Source organism: Kitasatospora sp. NPDC088134, assembly GCF_044741705.1.
Lineage (GTDB): Bacteria > Actinomycetota > Actinomycetes > Streptomycetales > Streptomycetaceae > Kitasatospora.
Window position 1 is genome coordinate 44,197 of the sequence record NZ_JBIUTD010000030.1, and the last position, 24,713, is coordinate 68,909.

At 72.6% G+C, this 24,713-nt stretch carries 19 protein-coding genes; 14 read left to right on the forward strand and 5 right to left on the reverse strand.

All coding sequences use genetic code 11. From position 1 onward, the window contains the following. Positions 1-412: 412 nt before the first annotated feature. The 3 genes from ACIOHG_RS32390 (at position 413) to ACIOHG_RS32400 (ending at position 2,956) form a co-directional block, all read left to right on the forward strand. Positions 413-1,162 (forward strand): hypothetical protein, encoded by a 750-nt coding sequence (locus tag ACIOHG_RS32390; RefSeq protein ID WP_400955926.1) that lies wholly within the window; start codon positions 413-415, stop codon positions 1,160-1,162. A gap of 85 nt (positions 1,163-1,247) precedes the next feature. After that, a complete protein-coding gene (locus ACIOHG_RS32395) occupies positions 1,248-1,700 on the forward strand; it encodes a hypothetical protein (protein WP_400955928.1) in 453 nt (150 codons plus the stop codon). A gap of 392 nt (positions 1,701-2,092) precedes the next feature. Then, positions 2,093-2,956: a replication-relaxation family protein gene (locus ACIOHG_RS32400; protein ID WP_400955930.1), complete on the forward strand. Its 864-nt coding sequence runs from the start codon at positions 2,093-2,095 to the stop codon at positions 2,954-2,956. A gap of 92 nt (positions 2,957-3,048) precedes the next feature. Here the strand turns inward: ACIOHG_RS32400 and ACIOHG_RS32405 are convergent, their stop codons facing one another. Then, positions 3,049-3,948, reverse strand: a complete 900-nt coding sequence (locus tag ACIOHG_RS32405; RefSeq protein WP_400955931.1) for an ATP-binding protein — start codon at positions 3,946-3,948, stop codon at positions 3,049-3,051. 249 nt (positions 3,949-4,197) lie between these two features. On the opposite strand from ACIOHG_RS32405, the gene ACIOHG_RS32410 reads away from it, so the two are divergent. Both ACIOHG_RS32410 and ACIOHG_RS32415 read left to right on the forward strand, forming a co-directional pair. Next, a complete protein-coding gene (locus tag ACIOHG_RS32410) occupies positions 4,198-5,013 on the forward strand; it encodes a GntR family transcriptional regulator (protein ID WP_400955932.1) in 816 nt (271 codons plus the stop codon). A gap of 225 nt (positions 5,014-5,238) precedes the next feature. Next, entirely contained in the window at positions 5,239-6,495 is a 1,257-nt protein-coding gene (locus ACIOHG_RS32415) for an XRE family transcriptional regulator (RefSeq protein ID WP_400955934.1), read from the forward strand. Here ACIOHG_RS32415 and ACIOHG_RS32420 read toward each other — a convergent pair. The 4 genes from ACIOHG_RS32420 to ACIOHG_RS32435 form a co-directional block, all read right to left on the reverse strand. Continuing rightward, positions 6,487-7,308: an alpha/beta hydrolase gene (locus ACIOHG_RS32420; protein WP_400955935.1), complete on the reverse strand. Its 822-nt coding sequence runs from the start codon at positions 7,306-7,308 to the stop codon at positions 6,487-6,489. The genes ACIOHG_RS32415 and ACIOHG_RS32420 overlap by 9 nt on opposite strands. 118 nt (positions 7,309-7,426) lie before the next feature. Further along, positions 7,427-7,801 (reverse strand): hypothetical protein, encoded by a 375-nt coding sequence (locus ACIOHG_RS32425; protein ID WP_400955937.1) that lies wholly within the window; start codon positions 7,799-7,801, stop codon positions 7,427-7,429. Between the two features lie 26 nt (positions 7,802-7,827). Continuing rightward, a complete protein-coding gene (locus ACIOHG_RS32430; protein WP_400955938.1) occupies positions 7,828-9,171 on the reverse strand; it encodes a hypothetical protein in 1,344 nt (447 codons plus the stop codon). Beyond that, positions 9,168-9,674: a tetratricopeptide repeat protein gene (locus ACIOHG_RS32435; protein WP_400955939.1), complete on the reverse strand. Its 507-nt coding sequence runs from the start codon at positions 9,672-9,674 to the stop codon at positions 9,168-9,170. Before ACIOHG_RS32435 ends, ACIOHG_RS32430 begins: the two co-directional genes overlap by 4 nt. A gap of 1,567 nt (positions 9,675-11,241) precedes the next feature. Between ACIOHG_RS32435 and ACIOHG_RS32440 the strand changes: the two genes are divergently transcribed. The 9 genes from ACIOHG_RS32440 to ACIOHG_RS32480 all read left to right on the forward strand — a co-directional run bounded on the left by ACIOHG_RS32440 (position 11,242) and on the right by ACIOHG_RS32480 (position 24,712). Then, entirely contained in the window at positions 11,242-11,844 is a 603-nt protein-coding gene (locus ACIOHG_RS32440; RefSeq protein WP_400955940.1) for a hypothetical protein, read from the forward strand. Then, the gene (locus tag ACIOHG_RS32445; protein ID WP_400955942.1) at positions 11,844-12,170 is read left to right on the forward strand and encodes a hypothetical protein; all 327 of its coding nucleotides are present in this window, start codon (positions 11,844-11,846) and stop codon (positions 12,168-12,170) included. The genes ACIOHG_RS32440 and ACIOHG_RS32445 overlap by 1 nt, the downstream gene beginning before the upstream one ends. A gap of 92 nt (positions 12,171-12,262) precedes the next feature. Continuing rightward, complete coding sequence (locus ACIOHG_RS32450; RefSeq protein WP_400955943.1) at positions 12,263-12,862, forward strand: hypothetical protein; 600 nt, start codon at positions 12,263-12,265, stop codon at positions 12,860-12,862. Further along, a complete protein-coding gene (locus ACIOHG_RS32455) occupies positions 12,859-15,507 on the forward strand; it encodes an ATP-binding protein (protein ID WP_400955944.1) in 2,649 nt (882 codons plus the stop codon). Before ACIOHG_RS32450 ends, ACIOHG_RS32455 begins: the two co-directional genes overlap by 4 nt. Next, positions 15,504-18,254 carry a hypothetical protein gene (locus ACIOHG_RS32460; RefSeq protein ID WP_400955946.1) on the forward strand — a complete coding sequence of 917 codons (2,751 nt, stop codon included), beginning with the start codon at positions 15,504-15,506 and terminating at the stop codon, positions 18,252-18,254. The genes ACIOHG_RS32455 and ACIOHG_RS32460 overlap by 4 nt, the downstream gene beginning before the upstream one ends. A 35-nt stretch (positions 18,255-18,289) precedes the next feature. Further along, a complete protein-coding gene (locus tag ACIOHG_RS32465) occupies positions 18,290-19,378 on the forward strand; it encodes an NlpC/P60 family protein (protein WP_400955948.1) in 1,089 nt (362 codons plus the stop codon). A 625-nt stretch (positions 19,379-20,003) separates the two neighbouring features. Beyond that, the gene (locus tag ACIOHG_RS32470; RefSeq protein ID WP_400955949.1) at positions 20,004-20,315 is read left to right on the forward strand and encodes a hypothetical protein; all 312 of its coding nucleotides are present in this window, start codon (positions 20,004-20,006) and stop codon (positions 20,313-20,315) included. Beyond that, on the forward strand, positions 20,312-23,113 hold the full coding sequence (locus ACIOHG_RS32475) for an ATP/GTP-binding protein (RefSeq protein WP_400955950.1): 2,802 nt from the start codon (positions 20,312-20,314) through the stop codon (positions 23,111-23,113). Before ACIOHG_RS32470 ends, ACIOHG_RS32475 begins: the two co-directional genes overlap by 4 nt. 981 nt (positions 23,114-24,094) lie before the next feature. Beyond that, complete coding sequence (locus ACIOHG_RS32480; protein ID WP_400955951.1) at positions 24,095-24,712, forward strand: hypothetical protein; 618 nt, start codon at positions 24,095-24,097, stop codon at positions 24,710-24,712. Position 24,713: the final 1 nt, after the last annotated feature.

The following is a 24,713-nucleotide window of genomic DNA, read 5'->3' on the forward strand; positions in this document are numbered from 1 at the left end:
CGGGGGGGGGCGCCGGGGGGGGCGCCCCCCCCGCGGGGGGGGGGGGTGGGGGGGGGGGGGGGGGGGGGGTTGTGGGGGGGGGGGGGGGGGGGGGGGGGGGGGGGCCCCCCCCCCCCCGACCCGCAGTCCTGGTGCCGACGGCAGCCGTCCCGCGCCCTTCACAACCCAGATGTGGGATTTTTTCGATCGTCCGCCCGGCGGCGGTAGATGGCGGATGCGACTGATCGAAGCGACATTTGGCCAGTTCAAGGCTGCCAGAAGCCTGATGGCCTTGCATCCGGCACCCCACCCCGAGGCATGCATGACCGCCCGTGCGGCACTCATGACGCCTTGCAGCACAAATCAAATGTGGTAGCTTCTTTTTGAGGCAAGGGGCCGGAAGGGCCCACCCAGACTGTGAATGGAGACACCGATGATCCCCGCCGGCCAGATCCCCGCGGACGACGAAGCGGCCGCCGACCTCTTCGGCCTGAGCGTGCACCGCTACCGGGTCAACAAGACCTGGAAGACCTTCCCCGACCGGGTGAAGCCGCTGCACCGCGAAGGCGCCAAGAGCCGGATCTACGACCTTGAGCAGCTGGCCGTGGTAGCCCGCAACGCGATCGCGGACAAGGACGCCGCCAAGAAGGGCATGACGGCTTTCCAGCAGGAGGTCCCGAGGATCTCGCGCGACACCCAGATCCTCGAGGAGGGCGCCAAGGTCCCGACCCTCAAGAAGAACAGGAACGGCAAGCCCGTCAAGCTCAAGCCCGGCGACCTCCTGGACCGCGACGAGGCCTACGCGGCGCTCCCGGAGGAGCGCCGGCCGTCCTGGAGTACCTGGCTGCGGATGATCGCGCCGCCCAGCGGCGGCGCGACGACGGCGGGGCCGCTGCCCACCGTGATCCTGGGCGGGAGCATCCGCCTGTGGTCCTACCGGGCCCTGCTCAACTGGAACGCCAGCCGGATCGAGCAGCACGCGACCGGCCACGGCCACGGCCGCCCGAAGGGCACCACGGAGTCGGTGCCGCGGGCGCCGCGGGCGGACAGGGTCGAGCGCAGCGAGCGGACCCGGCAGCTGCTCGCCGAGCGGCCGGCCATCACGGCCGAGGAGCTCGCCGCCGACCTGGACGTCAGCGTCCATACCGCGGACAGGTACCTGGCCGAGGCCCAGGGCGCCTGATGCCGCAGACGCCCGATACGGACACCCCGTCCCGGGTCCTTCGAGTCGGCCGGCCGGCCGAAGACACCACCAGGAGCAGGAAGCCGTGTCGCTCGTAGCGCTGATGATCTCGCCCACCGGGTCGGTGAGCGAGGAGTTCCTCCCCGGCCGCGACCACCTGGCCGACGTGCGCGCCCTGCTCGGCGGGTCCGTCGACGGTGCCGGCTACCGCCGCGGCACTCGGATGTGGACCCTCGGGGAGGCCGGCGCCCACGGCCCGAACGTCCTCGCCACCGCGTTGGCCAGCGCCTGGCGGGGCCAGGACCTGGCGGCCGCCTACTGGCTCCGCGGCCCGGTCCTGCTGACCGGGGCGGACTCGGAGGACCGCCCGGTCGTCCTGCAGCAGCAGGTGTACGACGACGTCCGCGCCCTCCAGGTCGTCCTCGACCAGGTGCTGCGGCCCCGGAAGGGCTCGGGGCCGCGGTCGGACGGGGATGCCTGGCGGCAGATTCTCGTCGGCGCCTTCGCCGCTGTCCCCGCCGCCGGCGGTTCGGCCTGAACGGGCCGCCGTGCGGCGCCGGCCGGCGGAGCCCGGAGGATGCGCGCCCGGGCGCGCGGAGCTGCTGCAGAGGATCGGGTCCGCTGCCGCCCGGGCGGCGCCGACGCAGGTCCTCCGACGCACAGCAGCCGGAAGGAGCGGTGAGCGCGCCCGGCGGGCCGATGCGGAACTCACCGGCTCCCGCGAGTCGTCGCTCGTCCTGCGACCTGGGCCTTTGGCCGAACTCACCGAGCGGTATCCGGCAAACTCACCGGTCGAGGCACGAGGCCGCCGGCGTTCTCACCGGTCGGTGATGTCCATCCGTTACAACCGCGGACGGTACCGGTGAGTTTTCCGGTGAGCACGGTGGGGTTTGCTCCGGGAGCACGATGTCGACCTTCTGGGGGCACCCCTTGCGTGAACGATCTCTCCTGCTGGCGCTGTACATGCACCGCATGGCCACCACCTCGCGTCTTCACGAGTTGGTGTCCCCCGACCTGCACATCACCTTGACCCGCCGCCAGCTGCGGGACCTGCGCGACGGGGGCCTGATCGAGCGGGCCGCGATCAGCGGGCGCGAGACCATCTGGTATCTGACCGACCGCGGTCGTGCGGTCGGTGCGCAGCTGAAAGAGGTCCAGCACCGGTCGAGCCCGCCGGCTCCGGAGAGCCCGTTCGAGGCGAGGATGCGCAGCGAGCACACCCTGGCGGTGCTGGACGCCCACTTGGCGTTCCTGAAGGACGCACGGCGCCGGGGGGACGAGTACGGGTGTCTGGACTGGGAGCCGGAGATCTACCACAAGGTGGCCGAGCAGGGGGCGGAGGCGCTGATCGCGGACGCGGTGATGCGATACACGGTGGTGTCGCCGAAGCGGGCGCTGCACCGGGCGTTCATCGAGGTCGACCGGGCGACGATGTCGTCGGAGGCGTTGGCGGGGAAGCTGCTCGCGTACGCGCGGTTCCACCAGTTGCTGCCGTCGCCGGTGCGGCAGCGCGGCGGGCAGGTGCAGTCGTCGATGCAGGTGTGGAGGGGCTACTACCCGGCGTTCCCGCGGATCCTGTTCGTCCTGGCCGAGGGCGGTGCCAAGGCCCAGTTGCGGCGGGTGCGGGATCTGCAGGCGCTGGCGCAGTCGAGCCCGCTGGTGGAGGCGATGTTCCAGACGGTGCGGGCCGGGGTGGCGAGCTTGCGGGAGATGCAGGAGGCGGGGCCGTCGGCGCCGGTGTGGAGCTCGTTGGTGGAGCCGCAGCGGGCGCGGTGCGGGTGGATGGACCTGTGAGATGGCGATGCGGCGGCGGCCAGCCCGGGTGGGGTCCGGCCGCCGCCGCGTCGTTGGTGGTGGCGGCGGTCGGGGTCGACCGGTCTCCACGATCAGGGGGCCGGTTCGGGCACGGGTGCGGGCAGGCGGGCGGTGTGGGCGAAGACGTCGGCGAGCAGCGCGGCGTCGGTCAGGTTGCCGGTGCCGTCGGGGGCGGTCAGCCAGTTCGGGGTGCCGGGGCGCGGGGCCAGCAGGGTCCGGCCGGGGGCGTGGTGGAGGCCGGTCCCGGTGGGCCAGGTGGTGCCGGGCGGGACGAGGAAGTGCACGGCGGCGCTGGCGCGGAGGACGGGGCCGGGGCGGATGCCGAGGCTGGTGAGGAAGCGGAGGGCGGTCATGGCGCGGTCGGTTTCGGCCGTGACGACGTCGAAGTGGGTGCCGGTGGGCAGGGGGACGGTCCTTCCCTCCTTCCAGCGCTGGACGGCGCGGTCCCGAACCGCGGGTGAAAGGGCCTGGAGGAGCCAGGCCGTGCCGTCGGTGCTGGGGGTGTGGGAGGCCGGCGGGCGGGGGGTGTGCTCCGCGTCGGGGATTGTGCACCGGGCGGTGACGTACTTGCCGTAGGGGAGCGCGGCGGATCCCCAGCGCTGGTCGGTGAAGGCGTCCACCAGGCGCATGCCCTGCCCGTGGGACTTCTGGCCCGGTCCGGTTTCGTCGATGCGGGGCAGTCGGCGGGGGTTGGTGTCGAAGACCCCGATCCAGAAGTCGCGGTCGGGGAAGGCCACCAGGACGTCGATGCGCCGGGGGCCGCCGTGGCGGTAGGCGTTGGTGACGAGTTCGGAGATGACCAGCTCGATGCCGAAGAGGTCGTCGGGGCTGTGGGGGCGTCCGTCGGCGGCGAGGGTGGCGCGGACGTGGCCGAACACGTTGGTGCGCAGCGAGCTGACCGATTCCTCGGTGGCGTCGGTGAGGGACCATCGGCCGCTGGCGAGGGGCCGCGCGGCGATGGTGGTGGTCATGACGCCTCCTGGTGGTGCGGGGGCCAGGGGCGTTCGGGGGACCTGGCGGCGGTGCGGGCAGAGGTGGGCGTGGCGGCGGGTGGGACGGCGCGGGCCGTGCAGCTGGCGATGGCCATGGTGAATCCAGCCCCTTTGTGTATACAGAAAATGGCTTTGCGTATTCAGAATGACGAACGACTTGGCGGCGGTCAACCGATACGACAGACTTTGTGCATACACAAAATTTGGATCTTGAGAGGACCCCGCGGCGTGCCCCACACCAACCCCCCGGCAGGCGGCGATGAGCCCGAGGACAGCGCTGCGGCCCAGCCGGAGTACGAGCGGATCGCCGCCGACCTGGCTGCGCGCATCGAGGCGGGCGAGTTCCCGCCAGGCAGCCGCCTGCCGTCGCTTGCCGCCCTGGAGAAGCACTACGGGACCTCGCAGATCACCGTCCGCAACGCTGTGGCGGTGCTGCGCAACCAGGGCGTGGTCGAGACGGGCAACCGCCGGGCGGGGATCTTGGTCGCTCCGCAGCGAAAGACACGCCGACTGCTCTGGGACCGCTACAACCGCCCTGCGGCCGAGCGATCGACGCCGTTCACCGCGGACACCGCCACGGCGTGGGAGGAGTACCGGCTCTCCAAGCGGTTCGAGGTCGTCCCCGCCGACGCGGAGCTCGCCGAGGCCTTCGGGGTCCAGGTCGGCGAGCGGCTCCTCGCACGGCACTTCGTCTTCCACGACGCCGACGGGCCGGAGCAGATGTCCACCAGCTACCTGCTCTGGTCGATGGTGGAGGGCACCCCTGTCGCCGATCCCGCGAACGAGCCGTGGCCGGGCGGCACCCGCGCGCAGCTGAAGTCGCTCGGCGTCCGGGTGGCCGAGGTCTACGAGTGGGCGGTGTCGCGGATGCCGACCGACGAGGAGAAGAAGGCCCTGGTGCTGGGTCCCGGCGTCCCGGTGCTCGCGATCACCCGGCACATGCGGACCGGGGAGGGCAGGGTCGTGGAAGTCGGCCGGCCGATCGTGCGGCGCGGGCCGACCACTGTCATCGAGTACCGGGTCGAGTTGCAGGAGGACGAGTGAGAGCGCGGCCGTGCGAGGTCTCGTTCGCCCGGCAGAGAGGTGCCGCAGCCGCACGTCGTTCATGTCGCCCCGCCTTCGGTCCGGGGCACAGCTCACTACCGGCATACAGGGGTGTCGACGTCATTTCGCACGACATTTTCTGCCCGCCACCGAGCGCGACAGCTGGATACTGATCCATCGCTCACCGTGATCACGGCGGGCTACGGCGGAGGGATTCGGAGGGTCATGGGTCCGGGGAACGAACGCTTGGTCACCGCCTGGACGGCCTTCGGGATGAGCAGGCAGCAGGACTTCGTGGATGCCTTCGAGAGCACCGCCCGCGTACTGGGGTCGGACGCCACGGTCACCCTGCGCCAGGTGCAGCGGTGGCTGTCCTCCCGTCCTGGCAGGCCGCACCCCAGGACCTGCAAGGTCCTCGAAGCCATGTTCTCCACCACGGTCGAGGAACTCGGGTTCGACCCTCCGCGCGCCGCCGCGCGCAAGCGGCCCGGGTCCGGGCGGCACGAACTCGGCGAGCGGTTGACGCGCGCCCTGGCGAACCCGGCCCGGTTCGTGGACAGCGACCTGCTGCTCCTGCTGGCCGCCGCGGTGGACCGGGCCGCGCTCCTGGACGGCGAGGGCGGTCCCCGCGCCGCGCTGCCGCACGTCGGGGCCGTGCTGGACGCCTTGGAGCAGCTCATCCCCCAGGCGCGGGGGCCGGTGCGCACCGACCTGCTCGTCCTGGGGGCCAGGGCCGCGGAGCTGATCGCGTGGCTGCACCGGGACTCGGGCAGTCCGGGGCCGCTGACCGCACTCTGGCACGACCGGGCGCTGGAGTGGTCGACGATGGCAGGCGACGGCGCGATGCACGCCTACGTCCTGCTGCGAAAAGCGCAGGCCACGTCGCCCGGCGATCCCGCGAGGATGGGCGACCTCGCCCGGGCGGCCCACTCGGGGCCGTTCCGGCTGCCTGCGCGTCCGCGCGCGGAAGCGCTGCAGCAGGAGGCCCGGGCGCTCGCCCTGGCCGGCGCCCCGCTCCACCAGGTGCAGGAACTGCTCCACCGCGCGGTCGACGAAGTGGCCGGCGCACCCGCGCCGAGCGCTCCGGCGACCTGCACCGGACCGCTCGGCGCGGAGTACACGCTGGAGCGGCTCATGGTCCAGTGGGCGCTGTGCCTGCGGGAGGCGGGCCGGCCGGAGCTGGCCGTCGCGATGTACGAGCAGTATCTGCCGGGAGCGCCCTTCTCGGTCCGGGACCGCGCGTTCTTCGGCGCCACACACGCCGGCGCGCTCGCCCGTGCGGGCGAGCCGGACGCCGCGGCGGCGATGGCGCTGGCCGTCCTGCCCCTGGTGAGCGGCCCCCTGTTCGGGCAGGCCCTGGCCGAGCTGCGCCGCACCGCGGCCGTGCTCAGCGGCCACGGGCGGCGCGCGGCGGTACGGCGGTTGCGCAGCGAGCTGGCGGGCCTGTCGGCGTCTACCGGCCCCGGAGCCCGGCTACCGTGACCCGGCCGTCACGAAGTTCGCGCCCCGGGAGATCACCTCGGCCTGCCACGCTTGGGTCTGCGGGTCGGCGTAGCGGGGGTCGTTGTGGACGGCGAAGCCGTGCTCGGAGCCGTCGATCTCGTGGACGGTGACGGGGCCGCCGAACGCGGAGCGGTAGCGGCGGGTGCTCTCGATCGGCACGAAGGTGTCCTTCGTCCCGTGGACGATCAGGACCGGGGCGGCGACGCGGGGCAGGTAGGCATCGGGGTCGAGGTGCTGGCACTCGTTGAGCAGGGCCCGGCCCAGGGCGAAGGGCGAGCGCTCGGTGAAGCCCTGGACGTCGAGGTCGCGTACCGCGTCGGGGTCGAGGTAGCCGTCCCGGACGTAGGTGCGGGAGGTCAGGTACCTGTCCTTGTAGTCCAGGCGGGGGTTGAGCAGGACGAGGCCGGCCACGTCCTGGGGGTGGGCGGCGGCGTGGAGCGCGGCCGCCCCGCCGGAGAACGACGCCGCGATGACGTGCACGGGCAGTCGGGTTCCGGTGGCCTGGCGGAGGTGGTCGGCGGCGGCCCGGATGTCGTTGGCGATCGCGGCGATGGTGATCTCCTGCTGCTGACCGTCGGAGTCGCCGTGGGCGCGCAGGTCGAAGCGCAACGACTCCACGCCGGCGGCAGCCAGGCCCGCGGCCAGGCGGTCGAAGAAGCCGCCTTCGCGGCGGGTGACGCCGGCTCCGTGGACCAGGACGGCGATGCCCCTCCTCTCGCCCTGGGCGTCGGTGAGGGTGCCGCTCAACCGGGTCCCGTCGAGGGACGACAAGGACGTTTCGCGTTCGGCCATGCGCGGATCGTAGCCGCCGGACGTGGGCGCGGGCGACGGCACGCGGAAGCACCGGCGGGTGCGGTCGCAGCGGCGTCCGCTCCGGGTGCGGGTGCCCGTCGCCGCGAGGCCGGCCCGGTCAGGGATTGCTGGCGCCGCGGTTCCGGCGGCCCGGGTCGACCAGGGTGTCGAGGAGGTACGCCGCTGTGAGCCGCTGCCAGGCCCACCGGGTGTAGGGGTGCTCGGGGCCGAACTCCCGGGTGCTGGCGGCGACGAGGCGGCGGCCGAGCCGGATCGCCTCGGCGGGCCGGCCTGACGCGAGGGCTTCCCCGGCCTCGGCCCAGGCGCTGCAGTACCAGGCCGGGGGCAGCGGCGGCCGGGTGGGCCGCGGCGGTACGCAGGCGCGGCCCGGGGTGCTCGGTGTCCGCGGCCGGGCGGGCCGGATGGCGGCCAGTCCCAGGAGGGCGCCGGTCAGGAACAGCAGCGCGGCGGCGGCGAGGTGTGCAGGGGGCATCGGGTGGTTCTCCGGTGGCGGTCGGTTCAGCGTCCGGCGCGGCGGACGACGTCCTGGGCCTGCTGCAGGCAGTCCGGGCAGAGGGCGACCTCGGGCTCAGGGCCGAGGCCGGGCCGGCGGCAGGTGGAGATCGCGCAGTACCAGGTGGACTGCTGCTCCGGCTGCTGCGCCTGCGGGGTGCGCCGCTCGCGCGGCGGCGGTGCGGGCAGGGCGGCCTTGTCCGCAGCGATCTTGGCTTCGGCCCGCAGGGCGGCGCGTTCGGCCTGGCGGAAGCCGCAGGCGCTGCACTCGGCGTTGGTGGCCAGGAGGACGCCGAGCTCGCAGTCGGGCCGCTCGCAGTCGTGGCCCATCTCCAGCACGGTGGCCAGGAAGCCGACGGGCCGGCGGATCGCGTCGGGGTCGCCGGCCGGCAGGAGGGCCCGTTCGGGGCCCTGAGCGCGGAGCCAGCCGCTATGGACGCGGGCCCGGACGTGGTCGGCGGTACGGCCGCAGCGCAGCAGGTCACGGACCCGGTCCCGGATCAGCTTCGGGGTGCGGCCCCGCTCCCAGAGGCCGAGAGCGTCCAGCACCGCGTAGGCCTCGTCCTCCCCCGGCAGCGGGCGGGCGGCGGTGGTCTTGATGGTTCGGGGTCGGGGGCTGGTCTGGGTCGGCGCGGCGCAGCCGCCGGTTTCGGAGGACTCGTCGGCCTGGGCGTTCTCGCGCGCGTGTGCGCGTGCGAAGCCAGGCGTCACCTGGCCTTCGGCCGTTCGGGAGGCGTCTGGAAGAGGGTTGTGGACAGGGCTATAGATATTGGGCGTCGTGGGTGACGCCAGGGTCGCGTCACCGGTGACGCCAGGGGTGGCGTCATGGGTGACGCCACCCCCCTGCTTGCGGGCGGCGCCCAGCGCGCGGGTGCTGACGCCCTTCTCGACGCCGCCGCGGTGCTCGTAGCCGGCCCGCTTCTTCGCCTCCACCCGCTGCTCGCGCCGGGCCTTGGCGACGTCGGCGGCCTTGACGCCGGGCGGCAGCGGGTCGTTCCAGACGGCCGTGCCCTGCCACATCACGCCGGCGTCGTGCAGGTGGTAGATCGAGGCGTCGTGGTTGCCCGGGTGGAGCGGGTCCAGGCGCTCCTCGACGGTGATCATCCCGGCGACCTCCATCTCGAACAGGGTGCGGTCGAGGGTGGAGATGCTGACGCCGAGCTGCCGGGCGAGCTCGCGCCGGTAGGGGTGGCCGAGGGCGGTGTTGCGGCCCTGGGTGTCGGCGTAGCTGACAAGGATCGCGTAGAGCACCCTGGCGTTGGTCGAGTAGCGAGGGTCGCACATCCAGAGGTTGGCGACCATGCCGAAAGGGAGGCCGCCGCCGCGGCGGACTTCCGGCTTGAGGCTCACACCGCCACCGCCGATCGGGAAGCGGCCGGGCGGGTGTGGCCCTTGGCGGTGGCGGCGAAGGCGTCGTGCGCGAGTTCGGCGAGTCCGGGGATCGCGTCCGGTGCGGCGGGGTGCGGGGCGCGGCTGCGGCGGTGGGAGGCGCTCAGGAAGCAGGGCAGGGCGCGCTGGTGCTCGCCGGCCAGGACGTAGACCTGGCCGAGGATCTCCAGGGCCTCCGCGGTGTGGTGGTGGTCGGGGCCGTAGCGGCGGTCGGTGTCGTCGACGTGGAGGGCGGCCAGGCGGACGGCGTCGGCGACCCGGCCGGTGCGCAGCGCGGTCGCGATGTGGAGCCGGGCGACGAGGACGGCCGCCGGTGCCGCGGTCGGCGTGGTCTGCAGCTCGGGGGTGGTGGCTGCGGGCTGCTCGGTCCGGGCCGGGCGGCGCAGCGCCGCGCGGATGCGGCCGAGGACTCCGAGGCTGGGGCGGCGGTGAGTCGCCCGGCCCGGGGCGGTGGTGGTGGTCACGGGGGCTCCCTGTTCGCGATCTTCGGGTCGGGAGTCAGGGAACCGCGCGGCTCTCACCGGTCTTCTCCCCGGCGGATCGCTTCGGACGTCACGGCTGGGTAACGGCTTTCGCCGGGGGCCGGTGAGTTCGGTGCAGGCCGGTGAGAAAGACCCGGTGACGTCGGCGGTCGAGGTGGTGCTCGCTGTCGGCGCTCCGGCCCGTACGGCTCGGTCGGGGGTCGGGCCGGTGGCGCTGCGCGGCGGTGCACCGGCGGTTGTACCGCAGCGGGTGAGGCTGTCGCACCGGCCTGTCGCAGTAGCACCGTCGCACCGTCCGACTGCCGCACCGCGTGTCGCAGGAGCAGCCGGTGCTGCTCGCGCCGGTGCAGCGGCAGGTCGTGCTCGGACCTGCGCCAGGCGGCGGGGTGGGCGGTCCACGTGCAGGCTGCGAACCCCGATGCAATTACTCGGTGTAGCTGGAGGCTTGGCGGTGCGACGGCTCTCCGGGGACTGCGCGTGCTGGCGGCGGGAGGTTTGGGCGCGGTCCGCGGGCGGTTCGCAGCGACAGCCCGGTCGCGCGGGCGGGGCGATCGTGCGCAGCGGGTCCGGGGCGCTGCATTGTCGATCGCAGTGGCTTGTTCGGCCTGCCCGGCGGGAGGGACGCGGCTTCGGGCGGCGGCGGCGGAGGTCCGGACGGTCGGTACGCGTGGTCGCCTTCGGTGATCCCGGCGGGGGCGGGGTCCGGTGAGTTCGCGGGACGCGGGCGACCTGGACCGGTGAGTTTCAAGGAGCCGGGCGGTGGTGGACCGGTGAGTTCGGGCGTCGGGCGCCAGCCGGGCCGGTGAGTTTGGCGGCGACCGTGGCGCAGGGGCCGGTGAGTTTCGCCGAGGGGGCCGGTGAGTTTGCTCCCCGGCACCGGTGAGTTCGGTTCGGCAAACTCCCCAGCGCAGGTCAGAGGGCATGTCCAAACTCACCGGGCGGCGTTGTGCAGCCGTTACCGAACGAGCCTGTTCCGGGCAGAAAACCGGTGAGAGCCGTCGGGTTTTCTCTGGTCGACCACCTGAGTCGACCTTCCGAGAGGGACCTGATGTCCGTGCTCCCCCGGCGCCGGAATCCGCGTGACGCGGCACCCGGCGCCCCCACGCTCGCAGGCAGCCAGCTGCGCCGCCGGGGCCGACTGGCCCGCGCCGGCCGCTACGTTCTGTGGGCCTCGATCGCTTGCGGCCCGCTCGCCCTGGCGTCCATCGTCCCCATGACGAACGCCCTGGGGCAGCCCGTGGCCCAGGTGGCGGCGCCCGCGCCCACCATGATCCCCGCGCCCACGGGCTACGCGGAGGTGTTCGTCGATCTGTGGCTGCGAAGCAGCGCGCAACCGGGCACTGCGACGGACGCGGTGCACTCCATGGCCCCGGGAGTCGATCTTCCGCAGCCCTCCGACAAGACCCCGATATCGGTACAGAGAGTGACGGCGGTTCGGTCGCAGTCGATGAGCGGTCGCACGTGGCTGGTGACGGTCGCTGCGACGGTTCGGGTCGCTGCACCGGGCAATGCAGCTGCTTCGGGGCAGCCGTCGCAGCAGCTGGGGGCGGTGTCGCAGCAGCCGGTGTCGCAGCCGGGAGCGGTGTCGCAGGGGGCCGACGGGCTGACCGTCCGGTACTACGCGGTGCCGGTGTCGATGGTGAGCGGGGCCTCCAGCGCGGGTGCGCCCGACGCCCTGGCCGTCACCGCCGCGCCGACCCAGGTCGCCGGCCCGCTGGCCCTGTCGGGGACTGACGAGGGGAACCGCCCGTACGGCGTCCAGGTCCAGCCGGGCCCGCTGCAGCAGGCCGTCGCCGAGTACCTGGACGCATACCTGACAGGTGTCGGGGAGTCCTCCCGCTACCTGTCGCCGGGCGTGAAGATCCCGGCCCCCGGGTCCGTCTACCGGAAGGTCGAGCTGCGGGACCTGTTCGCCCGCACGGCCGTTCCGGCGAACCCCGCCGACGGCGCCGTTCTCGACGTGCTGGCCCACGTCCGGGCGACCGACTCCGCGGGCCAGTGGCCGCTGTCCTACCCGCTGCAGCTGAAGGCCCGGGCCGGCCGGTGGGAAGTCGCCGCCGTCGCGCCCGCACCGGCCGCCGCCTCCCCCTCCCCCTCCCCTTCCTCTTCCCCGGCTGCTCCGGCGCCGACCGCTTCGCACGAGGTGAACTGATGCACGACGTCATGCTGGCCGGCGCTCTCAAGAACATCGGCGACAACTGGTCGGTGACCCTCCTGGACTGGGTCTCCAAGTTCCTGCTCATCGCCCTGGTGCTGATCTGCTGCATCCAGGTCATCCGGAAGATGTCGATCAAGGCAGGGTTGGGCGCGGTCATCGGCCTGGTCCTGTGCTGGGCCGTGTTCACCGGCCGCGGCTCGCTGAGCAACATCATCAACACCGAGTTCAGCGACCCGGGCAATGCGACGGGCGCGATCTCCAAGACGGTCCAGGACGCGGGGGCGCGTGAGCTGCCTCCGGTCTTCCAGGCGCAGCTGTGAGCAACGCCGCGCAGCCCAGGGTCGGGCGGAGCTACACCAGGGCACGCCGGCACCCGTGGGTGCTGGGCAGGCTCGGCGACTTCCGTCTTCCGATGGGGCCCTACACGCCGCCGCAGCTGGTCATCGCCAGCGTCGGCGCGTTCACCCTCATCAAGACCGTCAGCTGGTGGGCGCCGACCCTGGGGCCCATCCCGGTCGCCGTCTGGGCAGTGGCGATCTGGGCTGCGCGGCACTCCCGGGTCGGCGGACGGTCCTTCGGCCCCGCCGTCCTGGACGCGGCCGCGCTGATCGTCGCCCCGCGAGACGGGCGGATCGGCGGCCGACCGGTGCGGCCGGTGGCCGGGCACTGGCTTCGGGGCGGCTTCGGCATCGAGGAGGCCGACGACGAGGGCGATGAAGCTCTGGTCGCCGAGCACGCTCCCGCGCCACCGCTGCGGGAGCCGACACCGGCCCCCGCTCACTCCCGGCCCGCGCGGCCAGCGGCTCCCGCGAAGTCCGGCCCCGGCCGTGGCCGCGGCGGACGGCCCGCGGCCGTCGGCGCCCCGCCCGCCGCGGCTCGACCCCGGGGCCGCCGGGCCGCCCCCGCCGCCGCACCCTCCGACGGGCCCGCGCCCACCGCACTCGAACTTCTCCTCGCCCGTGCGGCGAGCGACAGCACCACGACGAACGACGCAGAGGGGACTTCCCGATGAGGATTCCGATCCGGCACATCCACGGCCACCTGACGTGGTCCACGTCCGGCACGGTCTGGGCGATGTGGCGCCTGCAGCCGATCGGCTCGCGGTACGCGCCCGCGCTGGAGCGCGAGGAGATCCTCAGCCGTGTCACCTCCCTGATCCGCTCCCTGGAGGGCACCGCCCGGGTGTACTCGCTGTGCGCCGCGGTCGACCCGGGCGAGGTCGCCCTGCGGATGACCGAGGGCGTCGACACCCGGCGCTACCCGGCGGCCGCCGAGACCGCGCACGCCACCCTCGAACTCCTCAACGGCACCGAGATGCACCGCCGCACGCTGTGGCTCGCCGTGCCGCTGCGCATCGGCGACCGCGGCGCCCAGCTCGCGGCCGTGGCCGGTTCGGCCTGGGCGCAGCTCGGGGAGTCGGTCGGCGAGCCCGCTCCCCCGGTCACCCGGGACGAAGTGCGGGCGTACAAGGCGGCGGCCGCGGAGGTGGAGGCGAGCTTCGGTGGCGGGCTGTCGATCCGCCGAGCCAAGCCGGCCGAGGTCGTGTGGGTGCACGAGCACTCGGTGCGTCGCGGGATGGGCGAGCCGCTACTGGTGGAGGCGGAGCAGTCGGGGCTCCGCGGCGGCCGGATGCTCAACGGGGTGCTGCGCTCCCCTTCTTATGCGGACCTGGGCCAGGTACGGCTGCAGGAGGGCGGGCAGAGCACCAGCCCGGCGGTGGTGCGCGGGGCCCGCTCGGTGCTCAACCGCGTGGCTGGCGCCGCGTTCGACAAGCTCTGGCTCGAGGTGGAGACGGAGGAGGGCTTCGGCTACCAGTCCCATCTCGCCCTGACCGAGATCCCGCGGCGCGTCGCCGCCCGGTCGGCGGACGTCCTGGCGCAGCTGGAGCAGCTCGACTACCCGGTCGACGCGGTGATCGACCTCGACATCATCGACGGCGCGAAGGCCCGTCAGCAGATCGCGAAGAAGAAGAGGGAGCTGATCGACCAGGCCGAGCAGTGGTCGTCGCACCCGGAGGGCACCCCGAACTCGATCTTCGGTTCGGCCGAGGAGCTGGGCGAGGAGGAGGCGCTGCTCGGCGCGAACAGCGTGGAGCGCGAGGTGCAGTCGGTGACGGTGCTGAGCGTGTGGGGCTCCACCCCCAAGGAGTGTGACCGCCGCGCCCGGGACCTGAAGTCGCAGCTCGCGGGCGTGAACTACCGGGTGGTGCGGCCGCGCGGCTCGCAGGCGAGGCTGTTCGCCTTCGGCTTGCCCGGGGCCGGTCCGGCGGGCCGGCTGCGGGAGTACACCCAGTACCAGCTGACCGAGGACTGGGCGATGGGCGGCGCTCTGACCGGCGGTGACATCGGTGACTCGACGGGGCCGATGATCGGGATCAGCCGGGACACGGGCACCTGGCGGCCGGTGCTGCTCGACCTGGCGATGGCGGTGCTGCGCAACGTCTCCGCGTCGCTGGGCGTGATCGGCGACCTGGGCAGCGGCAAGAGCGTGCTGTTGAAGATGCTGACGGTCGGCCTGGTCGACCGCGGGCACCGGGCGATCGTGGTGGACCGTACCCCGCTGCGGGAGTGGGACATCTTCGCGCGCCAGGCGGCGCCGGGCCGGTGCCAGGTGATCGACGCCTCCGAGGCGAAGCTGTCTCTGGATCCGCTGCGGGTCCTTCCGCGGGGGCAGGGCGAGCACGCCGCCTTCAGCTACCTGACGCTGCAGTTGGGCATCGGCCCGATGACGGTGGCCGGCGCGGTGTTGGACCGGGCCGTCAAGGCCGCCGCCCGCTCGGCGCAGCCGGCGATGGCCCGGGTCATGGAGGAACTGGAGGCCCTGGCCGCCGAGGAAGGGCCGCGCGGGCAGGAGGCGCTCGGCGTCCTGGACATGCTGCGGATCGTCGCCGACGCCCCGCTCGCGCGGCTGGTGTTCGACGAGTCGCTGCCGGCGTTGTCGCTCAGCGGCGACCTGAACGCCGACCTGGTCGTCATCACCACCCGCGGCCTGAAGCTGCCGCCGAAGGAAGCGCTGGGCAACCCGGAGATCTTGAGGGCGCAGCCGCTGGAGGCGCTGATCGGCCGGGCGGTGCTGTACCTGATCGCCGCGGTCGCCCGCCAGGCGGCGTTCACCGACCAGGAGCGGTTCTGCGCGCTGGTCTTCGACGAGTGCTACTGGCTGACATCCTCGCACGAGGGGCACTCCCTGGTCTCGGAGATCGTCCACGACGGCCGCAAGCACCGCGCCGCGGTGATGCTCGGCGGCCACGACCGCGACGACCTGGGCGACGAGACGGTCCGGGGCCTGCTGTCCTACCGGTTCCTGGCACGGACCTCCGACCGGGAGCTCGCCCGCAAGGGCCTGGCGTTCCTCGGGCTGTCGCCCGACGACGAGCAGGCGGTGCGGCTGGTCACCTCGGGGCTGTCGCCCGCCGGGGTGGCGGGCCGCGAGGGCGAGATGCTCCTGCGCGACTCCGCGCGGCAGGTCGGCCGCATCCAGGTCGTCATCCCGCCGGTCGAGCGGATCCGGTCCGGCATCAGCACCACGCCCAGCGACGGGCAGACCCGCCGACCCGCCGACAAGCGCGCCCCGTCCGGGCCCGGCCGGACCGCCGGACGGCGCGGCACGCGGTCCACCAGCTTGACCAAGTCACCCGGCAAGGAGGGGACACGATGACCGGCACGCTGCGCCGGGCCGTCCGGTGGGCCCTGCGGATCTGCACTGCGGTGCGCTCCTGGGTGGCGCCGTACTGGCCGGGGCGGCGTACCGCGCTGTGGACGGCCGGCATGGTGGTGCTGTTCCTGCTCGCCGGGGCCAGCGTCGCGGGCGCGGACGACGGCTCCGAGCGCGGCGGCATCCTCGCGCCGCTGAACGTCACCAGCAGCGAGGGGGTGCCGCTGGACAACTACGAGCTGCGCAGCAACCCGGGCGGCGTGACCGACCTGCGCTCGCACATCTGCAACCTGCTGATCACCGCGATCTTCTCGCTGGTGCGGCTGGTCGTCGGGCTGATGTGCATGGTCCTGAAGTGGATCTTCGAGTTCCCGATCGTTTCGGCCCTGGTCAACACCGCGGACCGGGTCGGCTGGTACCTGGGCCTGAACGCCCGCTTCGACCTGCAGCTGCCCTTGCTGTTCGTCGCCGGCGCGTTCGCGCTCGGCTGTGTGTGGATCATGCGCGGCAAGGTCGCCAAGGGGGTGGGCGAGATCCTGCTGACGCTGGTGATCGGCGGGCTGATGGTGCTGCCGACCCTCACCCCGCGGGCGATCCTGGGCCCGGACGGGCCGGTGGCCCAGGTGTCGGCGGCGGCGACGGAGGCCGGCCAGATCGTCACGGACGCTGCGGGCGACCAGCAGGGCTGCACGAGCGCGGAGGACAAGAAGGACCCCTCCTGCCCGATGAGGGTCATGCTGACCCGCACCCTCGTCGTCCAGCCGTTCCAGCTGCTGCAGTACGGCGCGATCTTGGATCCGAAGAGCGAGAACGGCAACATCCGGGCGCTGGCGGAGGTCCACCGCCAGTGGATCCACGGGGAGATCAAGGACCAGACCGGCTGCGGGCTGTCGTGGCTGGGCGGGGACAAGCTGTGCCAGCAGAGCGCCTGGGACAAGTTCCTGGGCGAGCTGGAAAAGCACGGTGACGAGGGCAAGATGGCGAAGAACTTCGCCGTGAACAGCAACTGGGACCGGGTGTTCGGTGCCAGCCTGGTCCTGCTGACAGCGCTGATGATCGCTGCGGTGATCCTGAGCATGAGCTTCGTCCACCTGGGCACGCAGTTCGCCGATGTCGGCGCCGCCACGATGACGCCGCCGGCCCTGATCTGGGCGCAGCTCCCGGGTTCCAACCGGGCGGCGCTGTGGAAGTGGATGGGCACGTTCATGGCGTCGGCGGCCGTGGCGTTCACGGTGTCGATGATGCTGCCGGCCTTCGGGATCGCAGTGAACGCGATCATGACCGACCAGCACAACACGGTGATGCTCCAGCGGATGCTGTTGATGTGCGCCGTCGGCCTGGTCCTGATGGTCTTCCACCGGCGGCTGCTGGCCAGCGCGAGCCGGCTCGGCGACCGCTTCGCGGAGCGGATGAAGTACGCCAAGATCGGCGGTTCCGCCGGGCTGGGAGAGGACTCCTCGCGCCTGGGCATGGCGATGTCGCACGTGATGTCGAACCTGGGCTACGGGCCGGGCGGCGGCGCGATGATGCCGTCGGGCGGCATGGGCATGGCCGGCGGCGGGGCGATCGGCGGAGGCGGCGGCTTCGGGGCGCTGGGAGCGCAGTCGCCGGTGCACGCGGCGATGCTGCGCCGCGCCCGGATCCAGTCCGGTCTCGCGTCGATGGCGTCACCGGACTTGGGGCCGATGAACGCCGCCGGCATGGTCGCGGGGGCCTTCGGCGAGCTGCGGCGCGGCATGCACCAGCTCGCCACCCCGGTGCGGATGGCGCACCACGCCGTCGTGGGCAACCCGCTGCCCGAGCACGTCCTGGCCCGGCGCCGCAAGCCGGTCAACGACGGCTCCGGCCGGATGCTCGTGGACGGCGTGAGCGGCGAGGTGCTGCACGACCCCTCGAAGCCGACCCCGTGGGGGCACCTGCTGCACAACCAGTTGCTGAACACGCGGGCGGGCCGGCTGGCGATCCGCGCCGGGCAGCTCGGCCGGCTCGGCTACGACGTCTCGCCGCTGGGCTGGGGCGCGACCTTCACCCGGCTCCGCGAGGGCGGCAGCCGCGCCTTCGGGGCCGTCCACGACCAGTGGGAGCACTACAGCGGCGAGTTCTCCGAGCACCTGGCCGACCAGCGGGCCGGCTGGGAGAGCATGGACGCCCCGCTGCGGGTCGCCTCGCAGGGCGCGGGCTGGGTGTACGAGCACGGCCGGGACGCCGCGCGGGACGCGGCGACGGCGGCCGCGTTCTACGCGGGCCCGACCGGCGTCTCCGACCCGGACGGGCGCGGCGTGCCGGTGGTGCGGGTGGTCGACGCGTCGGCCGACGGCCTGGACGACCTGGGCGGCGTGCCGGAGGACGCGGGCTGGATCCCGTCCTCTCCGATGCCGGAGTCGCCGATGGGCCGCGAGGCCGGGTCACGCGGCGACCTGGCGGCGGCGCTCGGTCCGGGCGCCTTCCCCGAGGAGGAGCCGGTCGCCGACGCCGAGGTGCTGCCCCCGGCATCGGTGGTGGAAGCGGCCGGGCCTGCCCCGGCCGCCCCGGCGGGCAAGGCCGAGGCGGGGTCCGCGCCGAGGACCTGGCGGGACGAGTCGTCGCTCAGCGGACGCGACCTGGCCCTCGAATCGCTGCAGGCCCGGATGAACGCCGCTGCCGAGCGGACCGGCGAGGGCATGGTGTGGGACGGCATGTTCGGCGGCTACACCGACGGCGGTGACGCCCCGGGCGCCGAGCCGGACTTCGACGCCGGGGACCTGCTGTGATGCCGAACAGGCTGCGCCGGTGGGGGTGCAGCGGTGTGACGCTGCTGTTCCTAGCCGCGGCGGGCCTGCTCGGGGTGGTGACGGTCTTCGACGACAGCGCGGCCTCGAACCCCGTGCCGGTGGGCGACACCGTCGGCATCCCTCAGCGGATGCTCGACGCCTACAACCGGGCCGTGGAGGCGATGCCCACCCTGTCGCCCTCCTGCAAGGGCTTGGACTGGGCGCTGCTCGCCGCGCTCGCCCAGGTCGAGTCGACGCAGGCGGCAGGCCACGAAATCACGGCGGACGGCCAGATCACGCCGCCGATCGTCGGCCCGATCCTCGACGGCTCCGGAGCGGGCGGCAACCGGACACCGGTCTACGACACGGACAAGGGGGCCTGGGACGGCAACAGCCAGTACGACGCCGCGGTCGGCCCGCTCCAGTTCCTGCCGAGCACCTTCAAAGGCCTGTCGGAGCGGATCCGGCCCGGTGGCGGGGCGAACCCGCAGAACATCGACGACGCGGCGATGGCCGCCGCCCTGTATCTGTGCGGCAACGGCCGCGACCTCACGGACCCCAATCAGCTGAACGCCGCGATCTACCAGTACAACGCGAGCACGGCGTACGTGAACGAGGTCCTGAACTGGCGCCGGCAGTTCCTGACGCTGGGGGCGGGCAACGGCGGCACGAACGTCCCCGCGTCGGAGCGGGCGCAGAAGGTGATCGACGCGGCGCGCAGCCAGATCGGCGTCCCCTACTCCTGGGGTGGCGGAACCGAGCAAGGCAAGTCGACCGGGATCTGCTGCTCGGACGGCGGGCAGGACGGTCGCACGATCGTCGGCTTCGACTGCTCGGGGCTGATGCTCTACGCCTTCGCCCAGGTCGGGGTCCACCTGCCACGCCTGGCGTCCGACCAGGCCGGCGTCGGCACCCGCATCCCCGCCTCCGCCGGGCTCAACGCGCTCCAGCCCGGCGACATGGTGTTCTTCGCACCCGACGGCAGCAACAGCGACTCCGCGATCTACCACGTCGGCCTCTACATCGGCGGCGGCCAGATGATCGCCGCGCCCAAGCCCGGCAGCAACGTCCGCCAAGAGGCGGTCTGGACCTACAACTACGCGGGCGGTGCCCGTGTCCTTTGAAAGCAATCCTGCAGGTTCCCGGCGCGCTTTGCGCTTTCCCACCGATCTTGCGCCTGCCTTTCGCCCGCGCAAGATCGGTGGAACCGCCGCCAATATCACCGCAGGTCAGGCACCGGGCGAGCCACAGCCGGGCCCACTGAGGGCGGACCGGGCACGGCGTCACCCCGAGGAAAGCGCAACCGCGGTGAGACGAACCGCGCGCAGTTTCAGTGAGACAGCAGGCATCGCCGCTGTTCAGTGCCATCCCACGCACGAGATCGAAAAGGAACCCACAATGAATCAGGCCGGGCGGCCCCGCGTGCTGCTCCCCCTCTCCGGGGCCGCGCTTCTTGTCGTCATCGCGATCGCGCTGCTGGTCCCCGCACCCGGTGGTGCACGCCCGTCGGATGCCCGTTCCCAGGCCCCGGCTCCGGTCACCGCCGCCCCGGCACCGCAGGACGCCGCCCAGCTGTCGCCGTCGGCCGGCCCGACCGCAGGCGTTCCCTTGGCACCGATCGCCGTCTCCGCCACCAGCACCCCTTCGGCAGCAGGATCGGAGAAAACCGCTGGCGCCGAGGCACCGCCGTCCGGAGCCCCGGCCGCCGCTGACGGCCCGGCCGCCGACGCCCGGATCGAAGCCGCTTTCGTGGCCACCCACCCAGGTGACCTGTCCCCGCAGGACGCCGCGCAGGTCCGCGAACTCGCCGTACAGGTGTGGACGGCGGAGACCACCGGCGAGGGCCGCGACCGGTTCCCCGCCTACTTCCCGCCGGCGAAGACCCCGCTGCGCCCCTACACCCAGGTCCGCGTGCAGGCGTTCTCCGCGCACACGGCGGACGACCGCGTGGTGGTCCAACTGCTGTGGGCGGGGGCCGACCCGTCCGGGGCCTTCCAGGACCGGCGTCCCGGCATGCTCGCCGTCACCCGCACGGCCACCGGCTGGGAGCCCGTCCGATGATCCCGACCCTGATAGCCGCGCAGGAGGGCGGCGGCGGTCTCCTGGCGGCCGTGATCCACATCGGCCACCTGGCCGTGCTGTGGCTGGTGGACGCCGCAGGGTGGGCCGGCCGGAACTTCCCCTGGCTGATCGCCGCCGCAACGCCGCTCGCCGTGGCAGGGTCCATCGTCCACCGGCGCCTGACCGAGAAGGCCTTGGCCGACCGGGTGCGCTTCGTACTGACACCTTCACCCGACTTCGACCCGCAGGACGAGCACCTGGTGCGCTATGCGATGCAGATCGTCCGGGCGGCGAACTCCGGCCCCTGGTGGGCGCCGCGGGCCGGTCGTTCGGCACGGATCCGCTTCCGCGCCGACGGCTCGGTTCCGCTGCAGATGTCGGTGGAGGCTTCCGCCTCCGCCCGCCAGGTGCTGCGCACCTCCCAGTATCCGGGGGTGGTCATCTCCGAGGAGCCGATTCCTGCGGACGAGGAGCGTGAGCACACCGTCCGCGCGGAGTTCCACCTTGTCGGTTCGGAGACGGGCCAACTGCGCAAGGTCCCGATGGTCCCCGATCCGCTGCAGGGCATCGTCGACGCAGTGGCCGACGTCAACGCCGATCACGGCGACCTCGCCGAGCTGTGCCTGGACCTGCGGCGCATACCCCGATGGCAGGTGATGCTCAAGCGCTGGCAGGTGATGCAGGACGCCCGGGAGCGTCAGCGCAACTGGGCAAAGAAGGAGGGCCAGCGGGCCGCGCAGGACGCCGCAGAGATCGAGGACTCCTGGCAGCACCAGCTCGGCCGGCTCCTGGATCCCGAGCAGCAGGCCCCGCGCCGACTGGCTCCGTCGCCCGCGAGGGTGCAGCCGCTGGAGACCAAGGAGGTGCTCGGCCGGTTCTCGGCCTCCGACCGGCAGTTGCTGCGCGCCCAGCTCCTGGTGCGCTGTGTCAGCGACAAGGAGGGGCGGGCGGAGACGACGATGGCCCGACTCTCGGCCGCGCTCGACGTCTTCGGGGGATCCAGCACCTGGGCCGAGGACGCCCAGCGTCTGGCCAAGTGGCGGTTCACCGCGGACATGCCCGGACGCCGCCAGCACTTCGACCGCCGGTGGAACACCGGCAAGGTCGGCTCCCGCAAGCCTTCGCAGGTCGCCGTCGGCGAGCTGCACGGCCTGCTCAAGCCGGTGACCACGCACTGCATCCTGCCGGTGATGGCCTCTCAGCTGCCCACCTACAAGCTGCGCGAGGCGCTGGTGCCGCAGGGCATCCTCACCGACCCCGACGGCAACCGCCGCATCCTGTCGGTGCCGGCTTCGGAGTTCTTCTTCTCCCTCAAGGTCGGCCGCTCGCGGTACGGCAAGACCGAGACCGCCGAGGTCCAGGCGCTCGCGCTCGCGCTGGCCGGCTACGGCGTCGGCTTCATCGACCCCCACGGGGACTCCTGGGGCCACGTCGCCCCCTACCTCGCGCACAAGGACCTGGCGGGACGGGTGTGCAAGGTGGACCTGACCGGGCGCAGCACCCGGGTGCCGACGTGGAATCCGCTGGGGATGGAGCGCGGCCAGGAATCGCACGAGGTGGTCACTGCGGTGGTCGACAGCCTCAGCTCGGCGATGAACTGGGACAACTCCGGCACGCCGCGTGGTCTGACGATCCTGGTCAAGGCGGTGGAGGCGCTGGTGTCGTACAACCGCTTCGCGGTGCGGATGCAGGTGCCGCAGGCGCAGGCGACACTCTTCGAGATCCCGGCACTGCTGGAGGACGAGACGTTCCGGACGAGGATCTTGGAGTATGTGCCCGCGGCGCAGCGGCAGTGGTGGATCGCCACCTATGAGCGGATCGACCCGGCTGCCCGCGCGGTGATCATCAACCCGATCACGCGGCTGGCAGCCAACCCGGTCGCGCTGGCCTTCCTGGGGTCTGCGACCAGCGGCTACGATGCCCGGGCTGCGATGGACGAGTCGAAGCTCGTGTGGATCTGCCCGGCCGGGACCGGGCCGACGGACGCACTGCTGACCGCCCTGCTGGTCAACGACCTGTTCCGGGCCGGGCGTTCCCGCGAGGACCTGCCGGTGGACCAGCGGCCGGAATGGCACCTGTTCGTCGACGAGCTGATCAGCTTCGACAAGGCCACCGGCGGCGTGATCGCGTCCTTCACCGAGCAGTTGGCGAAGTTCGGGCTGCGGGTGCACCTGATGACGCAGTTGCTGCAGCGGGTCTCGCAGAGCACCAGGGACTCCGTGCTCCAGAACGCGAGCGCGTTGAGCAGCACGGCCGGCTCGTCGTCGGCGGTGCGGCTGGTCGCGGCGGAGTGGCACGACCGGGTCGACCCGTCACGAATCGCCACCCTCCCGAAGTTCCGCTACTACGCCAGCATGACCGCCGGCGGCGTCCAGCACGGGCCGATCCTGCTGGAGGGCATGCAGGTGGAGGTGGTTTTCGAGTCACTGGTGCGTCCGAAGGTCGCGGGCAGTGTCAGAGCGCTGGAGGAGTCGGCGGCGAAGGCCGTGGGCAGCGGGCTGCGGGAGCGGCTCGCGCTGGAGGCCGGCTACCACAAGGGGCTGGTCGGCTACTTCGCGAAGGCGAAGCGGCTGCCGAACGACGAGGACTTGAAGAAGATCAAAGCCGGTGTCGATCCGCTGGTCCTGACCAAGTCCGAGGCGAAAGCCCCGGTCGTGGGGGACAGCGGCGGGACGGCGGCGGAGCAGGGTGCGGCGCTGGAGGGGTCGGCGGCCGTCGAAGGGGTGGGTGGCGGTGGCACCGGCGCCGAGGAGGATCCGGATGCCGAGATCGAATATCCGGAGGTCAACGGAAGGTGACCGCGAGCGGGCATCGACTTCGTTGAGCACTCGGCCGGGGTGGGGCAGCCCTGTCCCGGCCGGGGTCCGGAACACGTACCGAAGGGAAGCGGTGGAGATGGTGATGGAGGGCCGAGTGGTTGGCGAGGACGCCGTGGAGGTCGCGGCCGGGATCTGGTGGTCGGCCGCGCGGGCGGCGGCGCGGTGCTCGGGCTGCGGGGCCTTCTGGTCGGGGCTGCTGAGCCCGTCAGAGGGCTGGGAGTGGGGGGACGGCCACCTCGACATCTGTGTTCGGGCAGCATCGTCCCCCGGGCAGGCGGGGTGAATACCGGGGGTTGCGGGACTGCTCGGCGCCGGACCGGATCGTCACGCTCCGATGAACCGTGAGCGCCGATTCGGGATGCGGCCGCCGGGGGGACTGCTCTCCGCAGTCCCCCCGGCGGCCGCCAACTGGAGGGCTTGTCGGAATGCCGTCAGAAATACCCGACAAATGCCACTTCCACATAGTGTCCGTTTTGTGAATTAATGTGCCTTTTGCCCGTGACTATGCCAGTGACATGCCTTTCAGTGGCCGAAACCGACTGGGATATGGGCTAAAACTTTCGTATGGTGACCCAGCGGTACTCGTGGGGAGCGCGGAGTATCCATGCTCCCTTCGCATATGCGCACAACTCGGACATTGAGTTGATCAAGGGAGGCTGTCACACAACGTAACTCACCTCGGTCACTCTCTGTCCAATCACCAAGGAATTCCACTCCGCAAGGACGCGGAGGGAGACCGGGAATCCCGCCGCATTCGCCTGGGCCAGGTGCGCAGAACAGTTTCTGGACACGCGGCGCGGATTATCCGGGAAAGCCGATCAACCGTTTGAGGATGACATGAAGACAACGGGGCAATCAGCAGACGGTACGGGTACGCCGGGAACCGCCACCGCCACTCGGCGCCAGGCGGTCCCCTCGGGCAGGGTTCCCACGGCAGCGCCGCGCGAACGGCGCCCCGGCGTGGCCGCCCTGGCACTGCTGCTCGTCCTCGGCTGCGCCCTGGGCTTCGCCGTACTGCTGCGCCAGACCGGCGATCGGGTCTCCGCCGTCCAGATCACCAAGCAGATCGCGCCCGGCCAGCACATCCCCGCCAACGCGCTCACCGAGGTCCAGATCGCCAAGGACAGCGGCATCGGCTACGTCCCCTGGGAGCAGCGCGGCCTGCTGGCCACCAAGTACTCGGCCGCGGTCGAGATCCCGGCGGGCACCCTGCTGATCGGCCCGATGATCACGGACGCGGCCGGCCTGACCGGGGACCAGTCGGTCGTCGGACTCGCCCTGAAGTCCGGGCAGTTCCCGCCCGGGCTGAAGGCCGGTGACCGGGTGAAGGTGCTGTGGGTGGGACGCGATGCGGCCGCCAAGGGATCCGCCTCGCCCGCACCCGGTGCGCAGGCCGGCGCGGGGGCGGTCGAGCTGGTCGGTTCGGCAACCGTCCGCGAGGTCTTCAAGCCCGCGACCGGCGACTCGAGCTCCGCCCTGTCGCTGTCCGTGCTGGTGCCGGCCTCCTCGTCGGGAAGCGTCGTCCAGGCCGCCTCGTCCGGCGACGTGGCGCTCGCCCTGCTCGGCTCAGCCCAGTAAG

What these genes read in the sequence shown, in the direction of transcription:
- ACIOHG_RS32390 (WP_400955926.1), top strand. Translation starts at nt 413, where the DNA reads ATGATCCCCGCCGGCCAGATCCCCGCGGACGACGAAGCGGCCGCCGAC.
- ACIOHG_RS32405 (WP_400955931.1), bottom strand. Translation starts at nt 3,948, where the DNA reads ATGACCACCACCATCGCCGCGCGGCCCCTCGCCAGCGGCCGATGGTCC.
- ACIOHG_RS32415 (WP_400955934.1), top strand. Translation starts at nt 5,239, where the DNA reads ATGGGTCCGGGGAACGAACGCTTGGTCACCGCCTGGACGGCCTTCGGG.
- ACIOHG_RS32420 (WP_400955935.1), bottom strand. Translation starts at nt 7,308, where the DNA reads ATGGCCGAACGCGAAACGTCCTTGTCGTCCCTCGACGGGACCCGGTTG.
- ACIOHG_RS32425 (WP_400955937.1), bottom strand. Translation starts at nt 7,801, where the DNA reads ATGCCCCCTGCACACCTCGCCGCCGCCGCGCTGCTGTTCCTGACCGGC.
- ACIOHG_RS32445 (WP_400955942.1), top strand. Translation starts at nt 11,844, where the DNA reads ATGCACGACGTCATGCTGGCCGGCGCTCTCAAGAACATCGGCGACAAC.
- ACIOHG_RS32450 (WP_400955943.1), top strand. Translation starts at nt 12,263, where the DNA reads ATGGGGCCCTACACGCCGCCGCAGCTGGTCATCGCCAGCGTCGGCGCG.
- ACIOHG_RS32455 (WP_400955944.1), top strand. Translation starts at nt 12,859, where the DNA reads ATGAGGATTCCGATCCGGCACATCCACGGCCACCTGACGTGGTCCACG.
- ACIOHG_RS32460 (WP_400955946.1), top strand. Translation starts at nt 15,504, where the DNA reads ATGACCGGCACGCTGCGCCGGGCCGTCCGGTGGGCCCTGCGGATCTGC.
- ACIOHG_RS32475 (WP_400955950.1), top strand. Translation starts at nt 20,312, where the DNA reads ATGATCCCGACCCTGATAGCCGCGCAGGAGGGCGGCGGCGGTCTCCTG.